This window comes from Aeribacillus sp. FSL K6-8394 (assembly GCF_038008865.1).
Classification (GTDB): Bacteria; Bacillota; Bacilli; order Bacillales; family Aeribacillaceae; genus Aeribacillus; species Aeribacillus composti.
Window position 1 is genome coordinate 2,358,471 of sequence record NZ_JBBPAA010000001.1, and the last position, 21,237, is coordinate 2,379,707.

Here is a 21,237-nt window from a genome sequence, read left to right on the forward strand (position 1 = left end):
TGGTCAGATTTATTCCCATTCAATTGTTGCCGGCGGCTTGCTTGTAATATCGTAGACAACTCGGTTCACGTGCGGCACTTCATTGACAATCCGCGTAGAGATCACTTCCAGCACTTCCCACGGAATACGAGCCCAATCTGAAGTCATGCCGTCAATTGAAGTGACAGCACGGATTCCAATTGTATGATCGTACGTGCGGGCATCGCCCATCACACCTACGCTGCGGATGTTAGGCAAAACGGTGAAATATTGCCAAATGTCCCGCTCTAATCCGGATTTTTTAATTTCTTCTCGTAAAATAGCATCGGATTCCCGAACAATCTCTAGCTTTTCTTCCGTTACTTCTCCTAAAACCCGAATCGCTAATCCTGGTCCCGGGAACGGCTGGCGCCAAACGATTTCATCTGGAATACCAAGCTCTGTTCCAAGTGCGCGAACTTCGTCTTTAAAGAGTGTATTCAATGGTTCAATCAGTTGAAATTTCATATCCTCCGGAAGTCCGCCGACATTGTGATGCGATTTGATCGTTTGCGCCGTCTGCGTACCGCTTTCGATAATGTCTGTATAAAGTGTTCCTTGAGCAAGAAACTCAATGCCCTCCAATTTTGCCGCTTCATCATCAAAAACATAGATAAACTCGTTGCCGATGATTTTTCTTTTCTTTTCCGGGTCAGTAACACCCTTCAATTTTTCTAAAAAGCGGTCTTTTGCATCTACTTTAATGACATTCATGTTAAACCCTTCGCTAAACGTCTTCATGACGCTTTCCGCTTCCCCTTTGCGAAGGAGTCCGTGGTCAACAAAAATGCACGTTAATTGATTGCCGATCGCTTTATGGATTAAAACGGCTACAACAGATGAGTCCACCCCGCCGCTTAGCGCGCACAGCACTTTCTTATTTCCGACAGTTTTGCGGATGTTCTCTATTTGCATTTCAATAAAGTTTTCCATCGTCCACGAATTTGTGCACCCGCAAATGCGGAAAACGAAATTTTTCAATAGGTCGTTTCCAAATTCTGTATGGCGCACTTCGGGATGAAATTGAACCCCGTACATGTTCCGCTCATCATTGCTGATTGCGGCAAATGGACATGATGGGCTAGTGGCGTCTACTTTAAAGCCGTTCGGAATATCGGCCACAAGATCCCCGTGACTCATCCAAACGATTTGATCATCAGGCAAGCCTTCAAACAACGGCGATTTTTCCTTTACTTGTAAAGCTGCTTTCCCATATTCCCGGTGCTTCGCCTTTTCCACTTTTCCCCCGAGCAAATAGGTCATTAATTGCATGCCATAGCAAATTCCGAGCACTGGAACCCCGAGTTCAAAAATCCGCTCGTCGCAGCGAAAAGACTTTTCGTCATATACGCTGTTTGGACCCCCTGACAAAATAATTCCTTTCGGATTCATTTTTTTGATATCTTCTATCGACAGCGTATGCGGATGAAGCTCGCTGTAAACACCAAATTCGCGAATTCTGCGCGTAATTAATTGATTGTATTGGCTGCCGAAATCTAACACTAAGATCATGTCTTGGATGTTCTCCAACGTGTTCACCTCATTATTTTGATGGATCAATATATTGTTTCACATCTGACTTCAAAAAAATAGAATTCTACCGAAAAAAAGGCAGAATTCTAGTACATCTACTAACTTCTGCCTTCATAGTCGGGTTATTTACGGTAACCCGGTAGAGACTCTCGAACCATATTATCGAGGATATACGAAGGAGCTTCCCGCTATGAATTTTTTCTTATCATACCAAGTGATCAAGACCCGGTCAAGAAGTTGTTTTTTTGATTAAATCTTCCCATAATTCTTTCGATTGCTCCCATTCCTTGCTTGGATCATCGCCCCGATACAGCGCCCGCTCATAAATGTAAGTTAATTGCGACATACTATTTGTTCCAAACATTTGATCAATCTGTTTTGCATATTCTCTTAACGTTTGCCCGTTTTCCCGTTTGTAGCCGCATCTTTCCAGAGATTTAAGCAAAAGTCTGTATGCTTTCAAAAAATCTTTCTCATCATGATTCCGTTTATAGAAGCTAGTCATCCAACTGGTCATCCATTTATTTCTCGTTTTGAAAAGTATTAACACACATGCCGCTATAAACAAGATGAAACCGATGGAGACAATAACAGCTGGTGATAGCGAAAAAGGGAATTTCTTTGGCTGCTTAGTATCATCCGTATCGATTTGTTCTTGACTTTCTTCCTCAAGCGGCTGACTTTGTTCTTGTTCGGCAGCGGATGATTCTTGTTGATTTTCATCTGATTGATGTGCAAATTCCTGCGGATTGGAAAAACTGATCGTCGGTTCAAAAGGGACCCAGCCAATTCCAGAAAAATAAACCTCTACCCACGAATGGGCATTGTTGCTAGTTACTTCATACACTTCCAATCCTTCGCTTGTCGTTTCCACAAACTGCCCTGGGGTATATCCCTTTACCCAGCGCGCCGGAATTCCGACAGACCGAAGAAGAACAACCATAGATGTCGAAAAATTGTCGCAATATCCTTTCTTCGTTTCAAATAAAAACTGATCGACATAATCTTCATCCAATTCCGGGACAGCCACATCATTCGTTTCATATACAAACGGTTCTTTCAAAAAATACTGTTCAACCGCCTTGGCTTTATCATAAAAGTTGTTTTTATCTTTTGTAATCTCCACAGCGAGATTTTTCACGCGTTCCGGAAGGCTTGCGGGAAGCTGCGTATATCGTTCGACCAATTCTTTTGGAGCACCTTCATTCGAGTGAACAGCCTGCAATTTTTCCATTTCAAACAAGGGATAAGAATATTTCAAAGAATAACTGGAAAGCCGTTCCCCCGATTCATTAAACATTGGGAATATATTCTCCGTAACATGTTCGATGCGGTATTGATCAGCATCACTGGAAATTTCCTGCAATCCAAGCGGATAAATAATATGCTGATATGGATATTCGCGCTCAATTTCTACAGTCGAAACAAGCTGTTCCGTTTGAACCTGACTACTCGTCAAGTTTAAATACGGACCGATAAATCCATTCGCAATGGAAAATTGTCTGTCGCTTGTCATCCAGCCTTTTCCTGTATAAACATCTTTTGTTTCAACTCGCCAATAATGCTGTCTTTCTACATACGCCCGAAAAGCAGGTGCATCGTTTGGAATGAACGGACCGCCCAATTGCTCATCATTGGTACCATAACCGATTTTTTTGACAACCGAATTTGACAAATGCTCCCCTTCTCCGTCCTGTTTATACTTCGAAAAATACGGCAAAGGGTCTGGCCATTGGGGGGCCGCTTTCGGAGCGAGCCACCCGATCGCAGCGGAAACAACAATCATTGCCAAAAGCGGCACAATCCATTTCCAATACAAAATAGACCTAAACGGAATTTTCTCCGAAAAAATCATCCTTTCAAAATAAAGAAGACCTAAAAGGAAAAATCCAACCACCGCTAACCGTATAATCGCATAAGTTGCATCATATGGCGAAAACGTATCTAATACTGCCACATACGTAATAGTTAAAATTAAAAATAATAAAATTCTTTTTCTCTGAATAATCCAATAGTTTAATAAATAGACAAGCAGCCACAATAATACAAAGAAAAGAAACGTCCGGAATGGAGGAGTCATTCCGCCGAAATACCTTTCGGTGATCAAGTTTAAGTTATAGCGAAGATCATGAATAAATTCTAATATCCATCCTATTTCAAAAACAGAGCCGTTGTAAAACAGCTGATGAATAAAAAAGAAAATATAACATAATTTAACCGGATACGAGATATACCATTTTAGCTGCATAAATGTAAAAAAGAGAGAAATTCCGATAAATATAACGAAAATAACGGTATAGATAGAATCAGTCGAATATTCAAGCGGCCGCAGCCATTCCCACAGCAAAATAAACGATAGCAAATATAAACAAAAGTTAACGATTTGCTGTTTCATTATCGGCTTCCCACCCTTTGCGCTGCATCTCGGAACATGCCGGCGTCAACAGTGCGGACAGTTATCGAATGCCGCCGCAATTTATCTATTAGTTCTTGATCTCTTCTCGGCTTTTCAACCGCTTTTGTCACATGCCAAATGGTGACATGACGCGGCTTCGGAAACGCTAGAAGCTTGTCAATCAAGGAAGGGTGTAAATGACTTGTCATAATCATGATAGATGAATGCTGTCCCCATTTGTTCAATTCCTCTAAAAGCTGGTTGATAAACTCGTCCTCACCATCGCAATCCGCTACTGCTAAATGATACAGGATATGCTTCCAATGATGCTCATGATTTGATATAGGAAAAACTTTCTTCGTTTTCCCAACCGAAACTACCCCGAGTTTGGAACCGTTTTTGAGCACTGCTTTAGAGAACGAAGCTGTAAATGAGATAAGCTCTTCAAATGACGATGACTTTGTTCGATCGATGAAGCAAACAATTTGTTGGCTATTCAGCTGCTCAAATTCCTTTGTCATGATCGAATGGCGTCTCGCTGTCGCCTTCCAGTCTATCCAAGATAATTTGTCTCCTGGTTCATATTCCCTTACCCCAGCAACAATCGAAACATCTTTTATATATCGTGTTCTTGCAAAACCTGCATCCTTTTCAAGTGAAAGTTGTTGGGGACGGTACTGAAACTCAAAAAATGGCGGATAGACCACAATGTTATTTTTTGCCGAATAAATGTTTTCTCTTTCAATGATTCCAAACAAATCTCCTGTTTTAAATCGCACTGTTTCAAAATGATGGGATCCCCTCGGAAGATTAGATAACGAATATTGGAATGAAAAACGTTTTTTCCACCAAGGAAACAATACAATCTTCGCTGATCCCGAATTTTTCAGCTTTTCAGGAAGGACATCCTCAACGATTCCAAAGAAAAAAGGGAAGGGAAACGGCTGTTCAATTTCGATAGTACAAACAAGCGGTTCGCCTGCTTGAAATTCCGTTTTATTTAATTTGCGCCGAACTCGCAGCTTCTTCAGCGGATAAAGAGCCAACGCAACAGAATAAACAACAAACGGCAGCAATGAATACAATAAAAACCAGCTTACAAATCCTCCTTGAAACATGGCATATGCAAAGGAAGCCGCCACGAGCAATATTAAAAAAGCAAGGCTCCACGCCAGCCGTGTGCCTTTTAGCAAGCCTTTCATTGATTTCACAGCGACCTCACTACAGGCACAGGGATTTCGGCAAGAATATCTTCAATGATTTGTTCAGCTGTTTTCCCTTCATAACGCGCTTCAGATGTCAAAATAATGCGATGGGGCAGGACATGCACGGATAAATACTGAACATCATCGGGGATCACATAATCTCGGGCATGAATAAACGCATACGCCTGAGATGCCTTCATAAGCGCAACAGAACCACGGGGACTGACTCCTAAATAGACGGAATCATGGTTCCGCGTCTTATTTACGATGTCTACAATATAATGTTTAATCGTATCATCTACATATACTTGTTTGATTTCTTCCTGAAGTGCCGTTAGTTCGTCTTTGGTGATGACTGACGTTAGTTCATCAAGCGGCTGTCCTTTTTCGGCTCTTGTCAACACTTCTACTTCTTCTGTAACGGAAGGATAGCCCATTTTCAGTTTTAGCAAAAATCGATCCAATTGAGCCTCCGGCAACGGATAAGTTCCTTCATACTCAACGGGATTTTGTGTCGCCATAACGAAAAAAGGTTTTTCAAGCGGCATTGTCACGCCATCAATGGTGACACTCCCTTCCTCCATGCCTTCAAGCAAGGCGGATTGGGTCTTTGGTGAGCTTCGATTTATTTCATCGGCCAAAATAATATTAGCCATAATCGGTCCTGGTCGGTATTCAAATTCAATCGTTTTCGGATTATATATCGATACTCCAGTAACGTCTGAAGGCAGTAAATCAGGTGTAAACTGAATTCTTTTAAAATCAGCCCCAACAGACTTTGCCAATGCCTTCACCATCATCGTTTTTCCAACTCCGGGTACATCTTCGAGAAGCACATGCCCTCCAGCAAGCAATGCCGACAAACTTAAAATGACCAGTTCACTCTTTCCTACAATAACTTTTTCAACATTTTCGACAATTTTTTCTAATTTTGGATGCATCGTCTCCCCTTGCATTTATAGGCCTCCCAATCATCATATCTGCACTTCTAACTCTATTATACAATTGCCTAATAGCAGAAAAAAACGATTCGTTTTCAAACTGTTTAAAATTTATTGTACATTGTTCCGTTTTCTTCTGAGAAAAGAAGCAGGAATATAAATTTTAGAATTTTCACAAATTTTATGTGGAGTATTCCTAGTTTTCCTGCTTCTAAATAAATGGGATGACGTCATGCTAAATAAAGTAAATGCAAGGGAATGATCGTTAAGAACGCTTGTATAGCATTGCCCAAATTTCTTTTAAAACAGGCATTTGTTCTTTCTCTTCTTCACTTACTTGTTCCCAAATGATTCCTTCCGGCTTTGAATAAGGAGTGTTCGTTTTGATCAATTCTTTTTCTGTAGCAATCCAATCAACCGTCAAATCATACGGATCAATAGGAAAATCGTCTTCTACCAGCTGAATGCTATGAACAGTCGTGACGACAGGAACAGAAGGCTGCCCAAGCTCCCGAATAATGGCATATTCGCGATCGGCATATCCTTCGCCTTTTCCAATTCTGCGCCCGTCCCTATGGACTGCAACCGATCCAACCACGATGAAATCAATAGTTGGCAGCTGATCGAGAGAGATCTCCCTTCCGAACGTATTCATATGTTTCAAGCTGGCGGCTTTTCTCTCTTCTCCTTTTGGCACCCATTCAGGCTTCACCATGATAAAACCGGATTTTAATCTTGGAGTTGGCATAAGAAGAGTCTTTCCATCAATTAGCACTTTCGTCCGAATTGGAAGCTGCGGAGCATCAGGGTTCACCTTTACGACGTTTGCCGATCTATATTCAGGCATCGAAGCAACAATTTTTGCAGCTTGTTCAGCTCCTTTGAAATTTGGAATTCTATTTTTCAGCGGAAACGGAAAGCGTCCAAGCTTCTCTTTTTCAAGCTGAGTCCATATTTTTTCCCTGACGGCCTGTTTATCCATCTTCTAAACCTTCTTCCTGCGCCGTGATTTAACCTTTACAAATAAAAAAGCAGTGGTGAAACTTTGTAAAAACAGCCAATTGACAAACGAAAAGATGATGTTTTCATATTCTATCTTGGGGCTCATAGAACAAGAACAGCGGTATACTCCTGGAATCTAAAATATATGTCGGAAAATCAAAAGAGCTGCCATTCTTACGATTGCCCAATTTGAAAGCTGAAAGGTAGATACCATTTCAAGATGGGAGATCATTTTATCAATATACTGCCAAGTTCACTTCGTTTTTTTTAAGAGCTCGATTTGGTATTGATGAATCAGCTTATCAAGTTCCTGGCTGATTTTTAACACAACCTCAGATGTATATCCATATTTCTCAGCCAATGAAATCATATATGCTCGTTCATTTTCTATTTTAATAGATAGAATATTCATTTTATTCATTTTTCAGTAACCCCATTTTTTACGAGTTTTAGTAGTATTAATAGTACCATACTCTTACGAATAATGTAAAGATTTGTAATTTATTGAAGAAATTTGCGGAAGAAGGGGGTAAATTCCCCATACCCGTCAAGTTAGCGGTATAAAATTTTTTAGGATGATACGCATGTTCGAAAAATCAATCAAAGGATGAAGAGAAAACCAAATGCTGGGCATGCCAAATAACCCTCAAGAAGAGGGTTATTTGGCATTTATATCCATGACCCACACTACCATATCCCCAATTTCTTTAAAAGATCCGATACCGTTTCCTCTCCTTTCCTTCGGTCTTTCCTCGCGTGTTTCCTTAACAGAGACAGGAGAGATGGAAGGGCGGTTTCCATCGCTTGGGGATGCAAAAGAAACCGATGCCAATACGATTGGAGGATATTAAGCGCTTTCCATTCACTGATCTCGATTCCCTCCCGTTGATGCCAATACCTTCGGGCTTGGAACAGAAGAGTCTGCGTGACTAAAATGGCAATCAATGTCCCATATAAGTGGCATTCGAATCGTTCCTTCTTCATCTTTTTGACACGGTCAAGATCAAATAAGGATTTCCAGCCCTTAAATAACAGCTCCACTTGCCAGCGCAGCGAATACAGCTCATAAACTTGTTGCGCATCAAACGATTCTTGTGGTAAATTGGTCAGTAAGATGTGATATTTCTTTTGTTCAAGGGTTTGGCGTGACAGCGCCTTCCCTTTCTTTTTTCCTTTTTCCGCACGTACGCCAGCCGTTTTTCCCATTCTTCCGCCGTGAGACGGCGAAAAATCAGACGCGGAACATACAGGCGTTGGTGTCCGATATACACGTGTTCCACTTCCACGGCTTCCCCCTCGCCCAATCGATTTCCTATCGATTCCCAATCCCATTCGTGCCACTCCCCGTCCTGCTTGATATAGACTTTGATATCGGAACGCAACCGGGTAATATAATAAGCACCTCGAGCATCGATCTCCGCCAGCGTGGCGAGTGAAAAAAACCCCAGATCCCGAATGCAAAGGTCATTCGGTAAAATCGTGTGCTGGGTATGATAAGCAAAACGGGCATCGGAATCATTGGCCTGTTGGACGCACAGCTGAAGACAGGTTCCCGATAACAGCTCATACTCAAATTGGATTTTGGCGCCAGATGAAACCGAACCTTGATAGTCCTCACCATAGTCGGTCGGAAGTAAAAAACTGGTAGAGTCTAAGATCCGCAGACGGGTGAAACAAGCGCGATACGTTTCGGTGATGGAAGAGAGTGCCGGACGTTGATGCATCAGGAGAGTAAAAAAGACCTCTTTTAAAAACGCCACGGCACGAGGCGTAAACCGCTGATTCAGTCCTTCATTCGAGAGAGAGCAATCATGCCAGAGCGCCAAATCGGCACACAACCGCTGAAGCGACTGACAGGCGAGCGATCCGTCTCCCCAAGCACATAGCGTCAGAAAGGCTTCCGCTGTTAATGAACGCTGCCGCTGAATGAATCCGACTTTCCGTGCCAGACGGGTCAGTTCTTCATAGGAGAAGAGTTGACGAATCGTTTTTATCCATGCCTTCATCTTTTTTGCCATCAAAAAATAATCCTTTCCAACGATGATTTTCGTTAGAAAGGATACCATGTTTTTGGCGCTGAAAAAAGATCAAATTCTTAACTTGATGGCTATGGGTAAATTCCCCCATTTAAAAAGTATTGGGGTTTATTTTCTCCACCGTGTAGAAAAAAACGTTCCTAGCACAATAACCCATTGTAAAATTTTTAAAATAGCGTTCACTTAAAAAATCGGATAATCATTTTTGCAAATTTCCTGAATGGATTGTATTTTCTGATGAAAATCCTCTGAAGCAGCCTGAGCGTGCAAGAGGGAGTTAAGTTTATTGGACAAATTGTCATGATTATAAAACTTGCGCTTTATTTCATTTTGACTTCAATGAGCCCTAAGAAATAAATATTGACCGCAGCATGAACATCAAAGAAGCCTTGGCTCGACGATAAATCAAACCCGCCAATTTCTTGCATCCTCTTCAGTCGGTAACGAACAGACCCTAATGAAACATGCATTCTTTCGATTGTTTTATATAGATGTCCGTTATTTTCAACATACCAAAAAAGCGTTTCTAATAAATCTGAGCCATGCTTGTCATCGTAGTTTTTTATTTTTTGAAGCATTGTATGTGAAAAGGCTTCCATTTCCGGTAAATTTTCAGAGCATATTAACTTCGCAACCGCTAAAAGCTCCTTAAATGCTTTGACTTTCGCATTGCTTTTAGAAAACTTCATAATCTTAATTGTTTTTTCTGCTTCTTTTAATCCTTTTTTCAAATCTGATGCTTGCTGACATAAACTGCTGATCCCCAATTTCATTTCAAAAGTTTTAATCTCGGAGAAAATCTGATCAATTAGCCATTGCCCGCATGAAACTTCAGATGAAAATTGACGGATAAAATCTTCAGGAATAACAGCAATCAGCTGATTGACTTTTGTTGTCATTATACATGCAAAACCTTGCTGCTTGAACAATTTATTTAAGTTTTCAGCTGCTGCAGTTTTATAATGATTAAGCGAATCTTCAAGCTCTTTTCGATTAAACTCTTGGCCGCTGTCCAGATGAAACAAAAACACATATTGCGGTTGATTAAGATTGTATCCCATTAATTTTAATCGGTAAGTAAGCTCTTCTTCTGAAAATTCCCCCCTAAAAACGGCGTTCAGCAATTCTCCTTTAATTCGCTGTTCGTTTTCAAACGCAGAAGTTTCATTTATTATTTGCATAGCACAAATGGATGCCGCCTTTTCAATGACGATATAGTCCAATTCCGAAAAGCCTTCTGATTCACGAATTAGTGAAACATAACCAAAAATGTTGTTTCTTACAAAAACAGGAGATATTAATTTTTCAAATGTATAGCCTTTTGCTGAAGAAACTTTTACCCGATTCGTATTACATTTTTCTTTTATATCTACTGTTTCCACTTTCTCCCACACATAATCAGCGCTGTTTAAATAAATTTTTCGAAGCGAATCGCTCGCTTCAATCAACTGACGGTGAGAGTTTTCCAGCAGAAGAGCACAATTCATCTCAACCGCTAAAGTGTTCAATATCCCCTTTAGTCCACACCCGTTTAATAGCGAATTTGTCAACTTTTCATTAATCATAAGAGCTTTCTTAAACATTTCTTTCTGCTTTTCTATCCTTATAAAAGCTTTGTCTAGCTCTTGTCCTAAATTTTCCTAATAAGGCAGCTCTTTTTCGATTTCTTCTCCCCAATCCTAAAACCGGTTTGGCAATCCAATGACAATGCGGATCACCCTTTCCTTCACACTCAACTTCTTTAAAAATTACTTTTCTACCCAAATGATTGCTCACATATCCGCCTGCAAATCCTATTAGTGTAAAACATACTGGATCAGAAGATAATCCAAAGGTTGCAATATGGTGTTCAGCTTCTTGTGAATGCTTCCAATAGCCTTCTGAATAATAATCTTTTGTTACAGGGTCGATATACAGCTCTTTAACTGAAATGCCTAAATCAGCCGTTATGCCGTGCATATGCGAACAAGCGATAAACAGTTCTTTCAATGTCAGCGTATGATAAGCATCTTTCCTTCTTAAATGATTTGAAAAATTATTGCCGCAATCCCAGCCATACCGTAATAAAAAACCTTTAGCTCTGTCGAGACCTAAAGCTGAAATTAAATGATTTCGCAAAGTATTTAAGATTGCCCAGATTCAGGCAAAAATTTCATCATTTCGTTGGAGTCTAAAACTTCCCCCATTTCCGTCCCCCTCACCACAAACTATTAGCATTTTTTATCAAAATTGTCATAATATTTAATAAATTTTGCAATATAATTTGTAGGACATTTTATATAAGATATTGGCGAAAACCATTGTCCAAATGAAGTTTTTCGTGTAATCTTGTCCATGAGTTTGGTCCTTTTTTGTGGATTTGGACGGGTTACCACCTGACTTATCCATTATAAAGGACTTTTTCTTTTCACAAAATAAAATAAGTGAAGATTGCGAGTCTTTTTAATATTAAAATTAAATTAATGCAACACTAGTGGTTTTTTATATAGGCTCTGTTAAATTTTATTGTTGATATTTTACTAAAGAAAAAGACCGATTTTTTCGGTCTTTTTGTGTGTCCTGTTTCAAAAATTCTTTCGTTAACACCATAAGATTAACATTACAGTTCTCTTATACGTTTGCGGATTTCTGATGCAACACTGGTAGGGTCATCTATCTCGAAAATCGCATAATTATACTTTTCGTGTCCTTCCAACTCAATAATTAACAGAGGAACTCTGTTCTCGTAAGAAAGAAAGTACCACTCATTAGCGTATTTAAAACTTCCCTCGAAAATATTTAACGCTGAAATAGAAGTTCCAGGCATCCGAAGCATCCACTGCGGAGCATCAAAATAATCAACATATACACTCTTGATAGTGCTGTAAGGCATTTTCAAGTTGAATTTGAATGCGAATAGTCCTGTTACTCCATTCAATTTTAGAATTACACCCTCATCATCAAATCGTACTTTCCTTGCCATACTTTACCCCCTTAATGAAAAATTACGATTGTTAAAGTGAAACACTGATAATCAGATTGAAAATTTAGAAAGACGAATGCTTTTATAGGTATCATTCATCTCGAAGGAGAAAGAAGATACGAGCATATCTTTAATATTCTGCTTAGTTGTTTCGTGTCCTCGTTTATCCACGAATAAGAACCAAGCCAAATAGTTGTCAAGATACTTACTTGCCACACCTTTGAATCGGTTCATCCATTGTTTCAAGCGGCTGTGAAAACCGTTCACATTCTGAATGTGGTAGATGCCTTTGATGATGTGTACACCATCATCAGATTTGATTCGATAATGTTGTAATCCTTTTTCTTTGGCATATGTTTTGTAAGCTCTCCAAGCATCTGTAACCAATATATTCTTGCTACGGAGTTTCGAGCCGATAACTTTATCTACTTTAGATTTGACCACACGCCCCATACAAGTCACCTTCGCAATCGTTGCCTTAGTTCTATCACGAGCCACCAGAACACAGACCTGTTCTTTGCTAATTCCACGATGTTTTGATTTACCTCCACGTTTTCGAGGTTTACGACCTGTAATCCCGCGTTTACCCTTTTCAGAGTATAAGAAATAGGTCTCGTCAACCTCGACAATACCTTCAAATTGGTCAAAATCCATTTTCTTTAGAGCATTAAGCAACTTGTGTCGCCAGTAAAAAAGCGTAACCCAAGTAACCCCTACGATTTCAGCAGATTTTCGCAGGGAATATCCTTTAAGCATACACTCAATAAAAGCAATCCACTCGTTACCTTTTCGTGTACGATAGAGAACGGTATTCGTCATATCAGAGAATGTTTTGTAACAAGCCTTACATTTATAACGTTGGCGACCTTTGTATTTACCGAAGCGAACAATGTGTTCACTTGTGCAAAGAGGGCATTTAAAACCCTCTTTAAAGCGAGTTTCACGCATTTCATCAATCATTCGACCTCCGACAGAGGAAGTAGGGTCAACATAGCGTTTCAGCCAATGATAGACCTGTTCTTTTTGAGTTGGATTTAATCTCCCCAAGAATTTAAGCAAATTGCTGAAAGCTTTATTCAATCCTTACCACCTCTGTCAAAGCGTTATTTTCCTTTTATTATGACAATATTTTGTAAAAAAATCAAAAAATCAACATTTATCTTTAACAGAGCCTTTATATAAAAAAAATATGCACCTTCACATGAGGTGATCAGATTGATTGACATTAAACAGCTGAAATATTTTGCAGCGATTGTCGAGGAAGGACAAATTACACGCGCGGCGAAAAAGCTGCATATGGCGCAGCCGCCTTTAAGTCACCAGTTGAAGCAATTGGAGGAAACGCTTGGAGTCATTTTATTAGAACGGAACGGAAAAAAACTTGAATTAACGGAATCCGGAAAAATTTTCTACAAAAAAACGAAACAGCTCCTTCATCAATTGAATGATATGATTTTGGAAGTCCAAGAAATAAACGATGGAACGAAAGGCACATTATCAATAGGATGTGTGAAATCATGCTTTTCCTATTTACCCAAAACAATGCGGAAGCTTCTTGAGAAATTCCCCAATGTCAAATTCCATTTAAGAGAAGGAGATACATTCTTAATCAGTGAATTTTTAAAAAGCAGAGAAATAGAGGTAGGGATTATACGATTGCCCATTGATACCGATGAATATCAAACAATAAAACTGCCAAGCGATCCATATGTGGCCGTCATTCCGCAGCATTGGAATTATAAACATCATTCTATTCAAATGAAAGATATAAAAGAAATGCCTTTGCTTCTTTTACACCGAATCAGCGGGAAAGGCCAGTATGAAATGGTTGTGAATGAATGCGCACGGCATGGATTTGAACCAAAAATTTTATGCGAGTGTCCTGATGTAACGATTCTTTTATCATTAGTTGCAGAAGGTGTAGGTGCAACGATTGTCCCAAAATCTGCCGTTTCCAATTTTCAAATTCCAAACATTCAAATGCTGGAAATTGAGGATTCATCCATTACAGCTGAAGCATCGATAATTTTCGAAAAAAATCGGTACCTGTCTAAAAGTGCAGCGAATTTTATTAAGATACTAAAAACTGAATATCCGATTGATGATCAGCTTGGCAGACCGCAGCCAAATAAATAAATGCACACCGAAGAGAATCTTTGTTTGGAATTTATGTCTATTATAGTGGCACAAGGACTTAAAATTGAAATCGAGAGAAGACCTCGACTTAACTAGATTAAAAGGCTGGCTTCTTTTCTCAATATTCTACGGTTGTGTTCGTAACATATTGGGCGGCGGATAGTTTTCATCAACTAAAAAGTGATGAAGAAATATATTTCCTCATCACTTCTTAAATCCTGTTGTTGCCCATGTCAATTTATATGTAACTTTCTGTTTGGTTCCTTCGTTAACGAGCTTGAATCTGTACCGATCTTTTGGTGAAAATTTCGGTGAATCGAAACGGGTTGTGCCGTTTTTGTTGGCATTGATCGTTTTGATCGTTTTCCAGCTTCCTTTATTATTTTGTTTAATTTGTATATACAGCTTAAATGTTCCTTTTGCTGCACTTGAAGCTTCAATGCGTCCGTATGAGATGGAGACATTTTTTGTGCTGCTCGTCCACTTTTCTTGATAGCTTGGCGTTTCGACATAATTGGTAAAATAGCCGCTTTTGTATTGAAAAAGAGAAAGACCTGCTGCTTTTTTCGGAGCTGCTCCAAAACTAGCAAAAGCAAAAAGTATTAAGACAACAGCTATTGCACCTATTATGAAGTTCTTTTTCATTATGAATATTCCTCCTATCCCATCAATATCCAGATTGATTATAATATGGGTGGATCATAAATGCATCCTCCGAATGAATTAACATAATTTAGTAGAATGAACCGATTTTTGAAAAATAGTATCTTTCAATCTATGAATGACAAATTGCTGCTTCTCAATCAGCACACAGAGGAAAAATTGAAGGGCATGAAATTGCCGAAAACGTATTGAAAAAAAAGCATGAAATAGTGCTAAATGTCCAGAAGTCCTGATTACGGAGAAAAGCGCTTTTAGGTTTTAAGTTGTTTTCAGCTGACAGGGGCACTAGGACATATCGCCTAGTGAGAAAATCATCCTTTCAGCAAACAGACAAACTCGTCCAAAACGTTTGAATCGCTGCGCCCATTTATAACTGTGCTCCGACAAACTTGTATTAGATGTTATGAAACTGATCCAAAAGCGGGAAAGCTCGCAGCCTGTATTATTAACGCGCCGTTAAGAGGTAAATTGCAAAATCAACAGAGGTTTTGTGGACAAGCAGCCTTGATAACCTTCTTTGTTTTCCTAGATAACAATTGGGAAAATCTCCATGCTCAAACTTTAGATCAATCAATCGCTTACTTCCATTTTTCTCACATGAAAGACACCTTTAGAATACGTGCAGCACAATTTCTTCCATAATAGATTCCGCCTTGATGTAAAATATATGTTTGGAGGATAAATACATGAAACCAAAGGTGATAGTATATAAAAAATTGCCTGAAGATATTTTAAACAGCTTGAAACAAGTATGTGAGATCAAATATTACCCCGACAGTGAAGACTATTCTATATTCTTACATGACTTACATGACGCTGAAGGGATGATTGGCGCAGGAATGCGAATCGATCAGCATTTTTTAAAGCAAGCTCCAAAATTGCGAATTGTCAGCAATGTTTCCGTTGGATATGACAATTTAGACATTCAGGAATTAACGAAACGAAACATTATGGCAACCAATACACCTGATGTTTTAAATGAAACAACGGCTGATGCAATTTTTGGGCTGCTCCTTATTACAGCTAGAAGAATGGCGGAGTTAGATCGTTACGTAAAAGAAGGCAAATGGGAAGCCCCGATTGGAGAAAATTTATTTGGTGTTGACGTTCACCATAAAACACTTGGGATTATCGGCATGGGGAAAATCGGCACCGCCATTGCCAAAAGAGCACATTTCGGTTTTGGCATGAACATTTTATATCATAACCGATCCCGCAATCAAAAGGCAGAGGAACAATTTCATGCCATCTATTGCGAGCTTGAGGACTTACTAAAACAATCAGACTTTGTCTGCCTTATGACGCCGTTAACATCAGAAACAAAGCATTTAATCGGGCTAAAACAATTTCAATTGATGAAACGAAGCGCCATTTTCATCAACGGTTCAAGGGGCCAGACCGTCAACGAAAAAGACCTTATTTACGCGCTCCAAAACAAACTCATTTTAGGTGCCGGGCTTGATGTATTTGAACAAGAACCTGTCCCGAAAGATCACCCTCTGTTAAAAATGAATAATGTCGTCACATTACCGCATATCGGCTCAGCAACTTATGAAACGCGGTATGCAATGGCGAAACTGGCGGCGGAAAATTTAATAAAGGGGCTGAAAGGATTATGTCCGCCCAATTTAATAAATCAAGAAGTGATGCGAAAGTGAATTGCTAATTTCAAACCTCTGAACATCAGAAACACTCCTTTCCAAAAAATCTTTTCAATGAAAAAAGCGTTCTCCACGGAGGCGCTTTTTTTCTTTGAAAACATAAAATGTGAGTCCTTAAACTGCTGCTTGCTGAAACCGGGATAAATGCTGATTCATTCAAACCGTTCTAAGTTCAGCCTTTAGCTCCAGGCTGAGGAGGCTCGCACTCTTTTTGCAATGAGCTGCTTTTTCTGTTATATTTCATTCGCTGCTGATGATTGTGCTGAAATAATCAAATCGTTTTCTTAAAGCATTCAGCAGTCATGGATGCTAGTTTTTATTTGCAGATCGGACGTTGGATAATCTGCTTTACGTATCGTGAAATGGAATTTTTTCAAAAAGATACTTTTTACAAAAATGTCATTTATGTTAATATAAAAAAAGATATTTCTATTTTCCGGTCATCAGATGACCCGTTTATCTGTTGTCAGAAAATTTAATAAAATGAAAGGAGGCGGACAAAGCTCTAAATGAACTGAAAGCTTCGTGAAAATGAAAGCGTTTAAACAATTCGATTTATAACGAAAAATTTAAAGAGGGGGAGAAGCCATGGTCAAGGGTAAATGGAAAATATTGATTGCCAGTTTAGTAGGAAGTGCGATTGAATGGTTTGACTACTTTCTTTATGGAACAGTTGCATCATTAGTTTTTAACCAATTGTTTTTTGTTAATGAAGACCCTACAGTCGGATTATTAATTGCCTATACTTCTTTTGCTTTAGCGTTTTTCCTCAGACCTGTTGGCGGAATTATTTTCAGCCATATTGGCGACAGGTTAGGAAGAAAGAAAACATTGGTTTTAACCCTTAGCTTAATGGGAATTGCCACATTTGGCATGGGGGTAATGCCTACGTATCAAGTGATCGGAATTTGGGCTCCTATCTTTTTGACTCTGTTGCGTTTCATACAAGGTTTAGCTCTTGGCGGAGAATGGGGAGGCTCCGTTTTACTAGCTGTTGAATATGCTTCAAAAAATAATAGAGGTTTTTTTGGAAGTGTACCTCAAATGGGAATTTCTTTAGGATTGATTTTAGGCACCCTTGCCCTTTCAATTATGTCACTTTTGCCGCATGATCAATTTATGTCATGGGGCTGGCGTGTTCCATTTCTGTTAAGTGCATTTCTTGTAATTTTCGGGCTGTGGATTAGAAAAGGAATTGATGAGACGCCTGCCTTTAAAAAAGCTCAACAAGAAGGAGAGGTTGCTAAAATTCCATTGGTAGACACTCTTCGCTACCATTGGAAAGAGGTTTTAATTGCGATGGGTGCAAAAGTCGTGGAAACTGCACCGTTTTATATATTTGGTACGTTTATTGTATCGTATGCCACTTCAACTTTGAATTTTGATCATACAGATGCATTAAATGCTGTACTGATCGGCTCTATCGTAGCTACAATCGTCATTCCGCTCGTCGGAAGCTTATCAGATCGAATCGGACGAAAAACGATTTATATTAGCGGAATTATACTCACTATTTTATATGCGTTCCCATATTTTTGGATGCTTCAACAAAATTCGGTGTTTTTATTAATTTTAGCAACGGTGATCGGCCTAGGCGTTATTTGGGGATCTGTGAATGCAGTTCTCGGCACAATGATTTCAGAAATTTTTTCGGCCAAAGTTCGATATACGGGAATATCTCTAGGCTATCAGCTTGGGGCTGCAGTTGCCGGAGGGACCGCACCGTTAATTGCAACCGCTTTATTGGTGGAATTTAATAATTCCTACATTCCTGTTGCCATTTATATTATTTTCGCTGCATTGATCAGCTTCGTAGCTATTTGGTCTGTAAAAGATGGAGCGAATAGAGAGCTGAATGATAAAGTACAAATAAAAGCTTAAGAAAATTACAAAACCCAGATTATTCCATTCCATGTGGATAATCTGGGTTTTATTTTATTTCTCACCATACTTGGGGTTGTTAATATAATATGAATAATTTTTCTATTAATAGGTATAAAAAAAGCGAAAACTCTAGTATCGTAATTGTTGACTAGACAAACTAATTTATCAAATCTATTCTGCCATTACCATCTTTTTTATGGTTTCTATGCCTTCTGATAAGTGCCTGCTGTTTTTCCAACCCAAGCAGCACTTCCATGCATTCTTTGTCCCATTTGCTTTGGCAAAAAATAAAATAAAACTCATCAAAAAGGGGGATGGATACCGAAACAACGAACATCTTTTCTTTCGTATCCGCCTAGAAACGGGAAGAAAATTTGTCACCCCCGCCTTTTGATGATGAACCTTTTATTTTGCAATCTTCCTTATTTTTCATACTTCACAAACGGATCAGTAATGGTAATTTTTTGCGCTTCTGCATCGCTGGTGCCTACATATAGATCAGCTGTTCCATCCCCTTTTCTGATTAAACCGCCGCTGAAAACTACATTGACAAGGTCAGGCCGCTTGGCAGCACCTTCCAAAAAATGGGATCTCGTTGCAATGAGTTCCATATCAGAAAATTTCATTGTATCAGGATCTAATACAAACACCATCGGATAATAATGGCGGTTCCCTAGTTCATCTTTGCTTGCTATATGTCCGAGCACACCAATCAGACCGTTAGAAAGCAAATGCAGTTCGTTTGCTCCTCCCCATTCTTCATCCGTAAATTGGCCCTCTAAAAGCGTGGCTTTTTCGAGATTTTCGGGATTAAGATCATCAAGAGTCGGTATTCGGATAAACCCAATTTTGCCGAGACCGCCTTTCTCGCCTTGAGGCCTTGTCAACACTCCAATTGATCCGTCTTTTAATTCAATCACTCTGATATCCTTCATGCCTTCAGGACCTTTAGCGAATTTTTCTAAATCTGCAATATTTTTCCCTTTATAAAAAAGCGTTCTCCACCAAAGTGAGCTTTTAAAAGTGGGATGCGGAAAAATTTCAACTCCGCCAAAAACTAAATCTCCGCCAATTCTCGTCACGAACGGATCCTGCAGCTGAAATTTCGGCGCTCCTTCTTTCGGAATCCACTTTCCATCCCGATTTACAAAGAAATATACTTCTGAATGCTCGCTGTTTCGAGGCTCTACTCTACCTGCTATGACAAGTTCCCCATCATCTAAAAACGGCGCCGAGATATTATATACGTCCCTATTTCCTACACCTTTGAAAATTAACTTTTGTGGATTGATCGGCTGAGGAGCATTTTCAAATTCTTTTAGCAGCTTAGCGCTTGACTTAATGCCCGTTTTCTCCAACCGCACAAAAGCTCCCTCCACACTTTTGCATTTCTGTTTCTAGCAAAGACTTTCTGATGTTTTATCATATTCAATTCCAATGATGCTTGACAATGATGTGTAACGGGGGAAAAATATTTTACAAATAGATTCATCATATTATTTACCTTTTCAAAAGAATTCTTTTAATTATTTTACATAACAAAAGTATTTCGTCAATTATATCATTTACAAAGATCAGCAAATTATTTATATGCCCTGCCCTATTTCAAATAAAACGTTTGCAAAGTTTTTCCATTATTTCTTCAAGAGAAATTTCCGCACCTGCAACCGATTGATCCGATGCACCATAATAAATCCGAACTGTACCATTTTCCGTCAAAGCTCCGCATGTAAATACAACTTGACCGAAGAATCCGTTCATTTCATAATCCGCTTCAGGCTTTAAAATGGGTTCCTCCGTCTTAGCTAACATTTTCCCAGGATCATTCAAGTCTAGAAGCAGAGCACCTAAAGAATAGCAGTCGTTTTGATCAGCGCCATGATAAATAGCCAACCAGCCTCTATCGGTTTTAAATGGAACTGCTCCCCCGCCAATGCGGCAGCTGTCCCATCCTTTTTCGCTAAGACTAAGCAAATGCCGATGATTTCCCCAATATAAAAGATTGTCCGATTCAGCAATCCATATTTCCGGTCTGCCGATTCCTTTCGGTACAGGTCGATGCAGCGCATAGTACTTGCCATTAATTTTTTCAGGAAAAATGGCCACATCTTTGTTTTCAGGATGAAAAATTAACCCTAGCCGCCTGCATGTTTTAAAATCAGTTGTTGAGGCAAGCCCCACTCCAATGCCTTCAGGCGACACTGCGCTGTACTGAATGTAAAAAGATGCACCAATCTTAGTAATTCTTGGGTCTTCAATTCCCCATGCTTCACGTTCAGTTTCCGGATACATGAAAGGTTTATCATCAATGGTGAAATTCCGTCCGTCTTTGCTGCGGGCAAGCCGAAAATAAGATAAAGATGTGACATAGGCAGCTCTATGCATGGAATCACTGTAAAAAATCATTCTTGGGTCAGAAAAATCATATCTTTTGTCATTTTTTTGCAATTCCATCTCTTTCAGCTTTCCTTTTCCTGAAGAAAAATCGATATAAGAAATTTTCACGACATTTGGATCAGTACAGACAGGACGTTCAGCAACGCGCAGCAATAAAAGCACTTCGCCGTTCAACTGGGCAACACCAGCATTAAAAACTCCTATTACTTCATGTCCACGGTGAAAAGGTTTTACATCGTCCGGAGCAATCAGTGGATTTTCTGGAAAACGAAAAACTTTCACAACCAATGCCTCCTGTTTTAAAAAAATCTAGGAAGTTTTTTGAATTGCCATGTTATTTTTCTTCAATGTCCCCTTTTCAATTCCTGTTACCAATTGTGATCGAATGTTAAACAATCCATGAT

The 21,237-nt window shown here is 39.3% G+C and carries 18 protein-coding genes, 1 pseudogene and 1 riboswitch; of the genes and pseudogenes, 4 read left to right on the forward strand and 15 right to left on the reverse strand.

Features of this window, described 5'->3' with window-relative positions; translation table 11 throughout:
- Positions 1-9: 9 nt before the first annotated feature.
- The 6 genes from guaA to NSR00_RS11155 all read right to left on the reverse strand — a co-directional run bounded on the left by guaA (position 10) and on the right by NSR00_RS11155 (position 7,515).
- The gene (gene guaA, locus NSR00_RS11130) at positions 10-1,530 is read right to left on the reverse strand and encodes a glutamine-hydrolyzing GMP synthase (RefSeq protein WP_340789228.1); all 1,521 of its coding nucleotides are present in this window, start codon (positions 1,528-1,530) and stop codon (positions 10-12) included.
- 115 nt (positions 1,531-1,645) lie between these two features.
- A riboswitch (purine riboswitch) is annotated at positions 1,646-1,747 on the reverse strand.
- Between the two features lie 33 nt (positions 1,748-1,780).
- Positions 1,781-3,946, reverse strand: coding sequence for a DUF4129 domain-containing transglutaminase family protein (locus tag NSR00_RS11135; protein WP_340788780.1), 2,166 nt, complete (start codon positions 3,944-3,946; stop codon positions 1,781-1,783).
- Positions 3,946-5,148, reverse strand: coding sequence for a DUF58 domain-containing protein (locus NSR00_RS11140; RefSeq protein ID WP_063388917.1), 1,203 nt, complete (start codon positions 5,146-5,148; stop codon positions 3,946-3,948). Before NSR00_RS11140 ends, NSR00_RS11135 begins: the two co-directional genes overlap by 1 nt.
- Positions 5,149-5,153: 5 nt before the next feature.
- Positions 5,154-6,107, reverse strand: coding sequence for an AAA family ATPase (locus NSR00_RS11145; RefSeq protein ID WP_063388834.1), 954 nt, complete (start codon positions 6,105-6,107; stop codon positions 5,154-5,156).
- 250 nt (positions 6,108-6,357) lie between these two features.
- A complete protein-coding gene (locus NSR00_RS11150; RefSeq protein ID WP_340788782.1) occupies positions 6,358-7,074 on the reverse strand; it encodes a 5-formyltetrahydrofolate cyclo-ligase in 717 nt (238 codons plus the stop codon).
- 273 nt (positions 7,075-7,347) lie between these two features.
- Positions 7,348-7,515 (reverse strand): aspartyl-phosphate phosphatase Spo0E family protein, encoded by a 168-nt coding sequence (locus NSR00_RS11155; RefSeq protein WP_082829641.1) that lies wholly within the window; start codon positions 7,513-7,515, stop codon positions 7,348-7,350.
- Between the two features lie 202 nt (positions 7,516-7,717).
- Here NSR00_RS11155 and NSR00_RS11160 point away from each other — a divergent pair, with 202 nt between their 5' ends.
- Positions 7,718-7,945, forward strand: coding sequence for a hypothetical protein (locus tag NSR00_RS11160; protein ID WP_003353059.1), 228 nt, complete (start codon positions 7,718-7,720; stop codon positions 7,943-7,945).
- Positions 7,946-8,084: 139 nt separating this feature from the next.
- On the opposite strand, the pseudogene NSR00_RS11165 reads toward NSR00_RS11160, so the two are convergent.
- The 6 genes and pseudogenes from NSR00_RS11165 to NSR00_RS11190 all read right to left on the reverse strand — a co-directional run.
- Positions 8,085-8,300, reverse strand: a pseudogene (locus NSR00_RS11165) (transposase); the annotation flags it as partial.
- A complete protein-coding gene (locus NSR00_RS11170) occupies positions 8,201-9,112 on the reverse strand; it encodes an IS4 family transposase (RefSeq protein WP_340786843.1) in 912 nt (303 codons plus the stop codon). The pseudogene NSR00_RS11165 and the gene NSR00_RS11170, both read right to left, overlap by 100 nt.
- A 338-nt stretch (positions 9,113-9,450) precedes the next feature.
- Positions 9,451-10,713 carry a PucR family transcriptional regulator gene (locus NSR00_RS11175; RefSeq protein ID WP_340788788.1) on the reverse strand — a complete coding sequence of 421 codons (1,263 nt, stop codon included), beginning with the start codon at positions 10,711-10,713 and terminating at the stop codon, positions 9,451-9,453.
- A complete protein-coding gene (locus NSR00_RS11180) occupies positions 10,706-11,248 on the reverse strand; it encodes a V4R domain-containing protein (RefSeq protein ID WP_339197754.1) in 543 nt (180 codons plus the stop codon). The genes NSR00_RS11175 and NSR00_RS11180 overlap by 8 nt, the downstream gene beginning before the upstream one ends.
- A gap of 481 nt (positions 11,249-11,729) precedes the next feature.
- On the reverse strand, positions 11,730-12,092 hold the full coding sequence (locus NSR00_RS11185) for a hypothetical protein (RefSeq protein WP_340788791.1): 363 nt from the start codon (positions 12,090-12,092) through the stop codon (positions 11,730-11,732).
- 51 nt (positions 12,093-12,143) lie between these two features.
- Positions 12,144-13,172, reverse strand: a complete 1,029-nt coding sequence (locus tag NSR00_RS11190; RefSeq protein ID WP_340788793.1) for an IS1595 family transposase — start codon at positions 13,170-13,172, stop codon at positions 12,144-12,146.
- Between the two features lie 135 nt (positions 13,173-13,307).
- On the opposite strand from NSR00_RS11190, the gene NSR00_RS11195 reads away from it, so the two are divergent.
- A complete protein-coding gene (locus tag NSR00_RS11195; RefSeq protein ID WP_063388857.1) occupies positions 13,308-14,228 on the forward strand; it encodes a LysR family transcriptional regulator in 921 nt (306 codons plus the stop codon).
- 204 nt (positions 14,229-14,432) lie between these two features.
- On the opposite strand, the gene NSR00_RS11200 is transcribed toward NSR00_RS11195, so the two are convergent.
- Positions 14,433-14,873 carry a hypothetical protein gene (locus NSR00_RS11200; RefSeq protein ID WP_340788794.1) on the reverse strand — a complete coding sequence of 147 codons (441 nt, stop codon included), beginning with the start codon at positions 14,871-14,873 and terminating at the stop codon, positions 14,433-14,435.
- 704 nt (positions 14,874-15,577) lie between these two features.
- Between NSR00_RS11200 and NSR00_RS11205 the strand changes: the two genes are divergently transcribed.
- Together NSR00_RS11205 and NSR00_RS11210 are read left to right on the forward strand one after the other, a co-directional pair.
- Positions 15,578-16,549, forward strand: a complete 972-nt coding sequence (locus tag NSR00_RS11205) for a 2-hydroxyacid dehydrogenase (protein WP_327848108.1) — start codon at positions 15,578-15,580, stop codon at positions 16,547-16,549.
- A gap of 591 nt (positions 16,550-17,140) precedes the next feature.
- Positions 17,141-18,433 carry an MFS transporter gene (locus tag NSR00_RS11210; RefSeq protein WP_340788795.1) on the forward strand — a complete coding sequence of 431 codons (1,293 nt, stop codon included), beginning with the start codon at positions 17,141-17,143 and terminating at the stop codon, positions 18,431-18,433.
- A 425-nt stretch (positions 18,434-18,858) separates the two neighbouring features.
- Here the strand turns inward: NSR00_RS11210 and NSR00_RS11215 are convergent, their stop codons facing one another.
- The gene (locus NSR00_RS11215) at positions 18,859-19,800 is read right to left on the reverse strand and encodes an MTP-1 family protein (RefSeq protein ID WP_340788796.1); all 942 of its coding nucleotides are present in this window, start codon (positions 19,798-19,800) and stop codon (positions 18,859-18,861) included.
- Positions 19,801-20,041: 241 nt separating this feature from the next.
- Positions 20,042-21,115 carry a BtaManbiosPhlase gene (locus tag NSR00_RS11220; protein ID WP_066251199.1) on the reverse strand — a complete coding sequence of 358 codons (1,074 nt, stop codon included), beginning with the start codon at positions 21,113-21,115 and terminating at the stop codon, positions 20,042-20,044.
- Between the last annotated feature and the right edge of the window lie 122 nt (positions 21,116-21,237).

What these genes read in the sequence shown, in the direction of transcription:
- NSR00_RS11150 (WP_340788782.1), bottom strand. Translation starts at nt 7,074, where the DNA reads ATGGATAAACAGGCCGTCAGGGAAAAAATATGGACTCAGCTTGAAAAA.
- NSR00_RS11135 (WP_340788780.1), bottom strand. Translation starts at nt 3,946, where the DNA reads ATGAAACAGCAAATCGTTAACTTTTGTTTATATTTGCTATCGTTTATT.
- NSR00_RS11155 (WP_082829641.1), bottom strand. Translation starts at nt 7,515, where the DNA reads ATGAATAAAATGAATATTCTATCTATTAAAATAGAAAATGAACGAGCA.
- guaA (WP_340789228.1), bottom strand. Translation starts at nt 1,530, where the DNA reads ATGATCTTAGTGTTAGATTTCGGCAGCCAATACAATCAATTAATTACG.
- NSR00_RS11170 (WP_340786843.1), bottom strand. Translation starts at nt 9,112, where the DNA reads ATGGCAAAAAAGATGAAGGCATGGATAAAAACGATTCGTCAACTCTTC.
- NSR00_RS11205 (WP_327848108.1), top strand. Translation starts at nt 15,578, where the DNA reads ATGAAACCAAAGGTGATAGTATATAAAAAATTGCCTGAAGATATTTTA.
- NSR00_RS11175 (WP_340788788.1), bottom strand. Translation starts at nt 10,713, where the DNA reads ATGTTTAAGAAAGCTCTTATGATTAATGAAAAGTTGACAAATTCGCTA.
- NSR00_RS11140 (WP_063388917.1), bottom strand. Translation starts at nt 5,148, where the DNA reads ATGAAAGGCTTGCTAAAAGGCACACGGCTGGCGTGGAGCCTTGCTTTT.
- NSR00_RS11145 (WP_063388834.1), bottom strand. Translation starts at nt 6,107, where the DNA reads ATGCAAGGGGAGACGATGCATCCAAAATTAGAAAAAATTGTCGAAAAT.
- NSR00_RS11200 (WP_340788794.1), bottom strand. Translation starts at nt 14,873, where the DNA reads ATGAAAAAGAACTTCATAATAGGTGCAATAGCTGTTGTCTTAATACTT.
- NSR00_RS11185 (WP_340788791.1), bottom strand. Translation starts at nt 12,092, where the DNA reads ATGGCAAGGAAAGTACGATTTGATGATGAGGGTGTAATTCTAAAATTG.
- NSR00_RS11210 (WP_340788795.1), top strand. Translation starts at nt 17,141, where the DNA reads ATGGTCAAGGGTAAATGGAAAATATTGATTGCCAGTTTAGTAGGAAGT.
- NSR00_RS11160 (WP_003353059.1), top strand. Translation starts at nt 7,718, where the DNA reads ATGCTGGGCATGCCAAATAACCCTCAAGAAGAGGGTTATTTGGCATTT.